Here is a 2,819-nt window from a genome sequence, read left to right as displayed (position 1 = left end):
TATTCTAAAGCCTCATGAATATTTTTATATTCCCAAACGGGGTAAGTATGTATGGATATGAAATCAACTTCCTCCACCAAATCATGTAACTTTTCCTGCCAAGGCACATAGTTTTCACAAAATGTAACAGGCTGTTTAGCTCCCATTTTAATCAAACGAACATACTTAATTACAGTATCTATTGGCACGTAGTGATCTGTCCAGTGCACCAAAGCCTCATTACCGGCAGATAAGGAGAAAATTATATCAGGGTACTCATTTGCAAGTTGAATCAACTTCTTAATTTGATTCAAATTTCTTGCCTTGTTTTTATTTAATTCATCCTCTGAATAAAAACCTCCCCATGGACAGCCAAAATTGTTCATCTCAGCACCTATGTAAGCGCCAAGCATTACTTTAAAGTCAAGTCCCTCTTTTACAATAACATCCAGAACAATATCTGTATGCTTATCACAGTCGTATAAACGAAGATATTTCCAATGATTATGGAGAATTAAGAGATCCTCTTTTATCTGCTCGTAAGTTGGGAATATACCTGTATCAGGACTTTGACCTTCTCTGAAACCTGAATAACAAATCGCTTTTCCAGGTTCTATATTTAATAGTTCTTTAATCTTCATGCTTTACTGATGTGTGTGCTTAGCTTGTGATTGTAATTCAACTGATGGTTTGAATTTTAGTTTCTCATCCTTATCCCAAATTCCCCAATAGGCTCCAACATCACCCTCGTCATCGGTTTTCCATGTCTCGTCGAAAGATGAAAAGTAGAAAATATCAATATCCTCTTTCTTAGACCATAATTGTGTATTGATAAAATATTTAAGGGCATTTTCTTCAGAAGGCTCAGCACCATGGAATATTTCACCAACATTAGGCCAGCCAGTCTCTGTAATGATTACTTTTTTACCCTTACCTGCCTGTAATGCACGATTGTACATATCCTTCATATAAAGATAAGAGTGTTCCAAACTGCAACCTTCCCAGAATGGATAGCAATTAGCTAATATTACGTCGCAAGCTTCGGTAACTCTTGGACGATTGCCAAACTCATAATAGGCATCAACATAACCGACCTGAATTCCAGGAAGCGCTTTTTTTACCCTGTAGATATAGTCTAAAAGTTCATCTTCAGTTAAGTCCTCACGGTACAACACCTCATTACCTACAGCAACAATATCAGCATGTCCCGCCTTGGCAACCTTAATAAGCCCCTCTATTTCCTGCTCATTGATACTTTTGTATTTGCCCAACCAGGCTCCAACCATGGTTTTCATCCCCTTCTCTTTGGCGATTTTAGGAATCAACTCATTGCCTTCGGTACATGAAAATGATCTCACCCATTGGGTATGAGGCTTGATAATATCAATTCGTCTTCTGATTTGTTCTTCGCTTATTTCTGTGCCAGGCTCCTGTCCATCGAGATAGGGGCTGAAACATAGTCCATGCATCCCATCATTCAACATTTGATTATAAAGAGCTAATAATTCATCTTTCGTTTTGGTAGAAAAATCACTACCAGCCAGGGACATTAGATATTCACTGCGTACAGACATAGCATAGGGATTTAATGGTTAGATTAAAAAGTATCTGCATAAGCAAGGCTTAAAAAGTTGCTTATACAGATACTGTGTTTTTATTAATTCTTTGTGATTGATAATTCAATCCTTTCAACTTCACCACCTCGATTAAATATCAAAGCACTTGTCTCTCCATCAATTATATTGTTTGGAATCACTTTCGTATCTCCATTTTTAAATGCAATTACTATTTGGGTTGATTCTCCAGACCTGTAGACTACAGGCACTTTACAGAATGTAAATCCTAATTGTCCTGCACCAAGAGATATTTGCTGCTTCTTTCCATTGATATCGTAGTAAACGAATAGTTCGTCTTGACTCAACAACTCCTGATCGTTTAATAGAGATGTATCAAATACGATTTCTCCATGAGTAACATGGATACCCAGTTCACCCATTCTTGAGATAAAATCCTCTTTTACCTGACCTGTCATACCTGGTTGTTGAGCTCCAGCAGTAGAAGGGGTATGAGAATAAGCATCGGTTGGGAAAGCTCCATATAAATCAGGTGATTTATACAAGCCAATACCAGCTTTAATCTCAAAATAATGGTCTTTAATTTTGCCTAAAGTAATCGGACTAGCGCCTTCTTGTATGGCATTAAAATAGCTTTCCTGTGCAGCCAGCAACAGTTTTGAAACCATATGCCAGTAGATACTACCCAATCCTTCAAAACCATAAAAAGTACCCGAACGACCCGTAAAAGATTGGTGGTCGAATATCTCTTCAAAAATATCAAGAACCTTTTCTTTTTCTTCCTTAATCAGATGAGCGTACTTATCAGAGTTTAGGTCGCCTATAGCATTACTCAAAATTTCTGCATTCCTGAATGTGCCATTAAAGTGATACCCACCCATACTATCAACGCTAATAATTGAAGAGTCATTATCAGCTATCAGTTTTGTCAATAATTTGGATTCCTCTACACGCTTTCCTGGAATGTTATTTTTTTCTGTAAAACGCGGTAATTGTCTGTTTGGATATAGGAAATAACTGTATTGATCACGTCTAAACAGTTCACTCCACTTCAAACAATTCAACACATCAAGACTTTCCTGAGCATTTAAATAACCTGAACTTAAAACAGCAACCTGCCCTTCTAGCATTTGGTATAAATATCGTACAGAAACAGTTTGGTCTGAAAAAGAGATCAGATTATATGCATGATAAAGTCCGTCTTCTCGTTTGTTCACTTTTATGGATTGATCCATATACATTAGAGCCAGATTGGTGAAATCCAAT

2 protein-coding genes and 1 pseudogene are annotated in these 2,819 nt (G+C 37.1%); all 3 read right to left on the bottom strand.

All coding sequences use genetic code 11. The annotated features are described in order from the left end of the window. Positions 1 to 620, bottom strand: a 620-nt coding sequence (locus ABY905_RS15980; RefSeq protein ID WP_372645671.1) for a hypothetical protein, incomplete at its 3' end; no start/stop codon positions are given. A gap of 3 nt (positions 621 to 623) precedes the next feature. Beyond that, on the bottom strand, positions 624 to 1,553 hold the full coding sequence (locus ABY905_RS15975; protein WP_372645670.1) for a glycosyl hydrolase family 17 protein: 930 nt from the start codon (positions 1,551 to 1,553) through the stop codon (positions 624 to 626). 83 nt (positions 1,554 to 1,636) lie between these two features. Next, a pseudogene (locus tag ABY905_RS15970) lies at positions 1,637 to 2,819 on the bottom strand (hypothetical protein); the annotation flags it as partial.

The organism is Ancylomarina sp., assembly GCF_041555295.1.
GTDB lineage: Bacteria > Bacteroidota > Bacteroidia > Bacteroidales > Marinifilaceae > Ancylomarina.
Note: the sequence above shows the minus strand (reverse complement) of the source record. Positions and strands in the feature narration are given on the sequence as shown.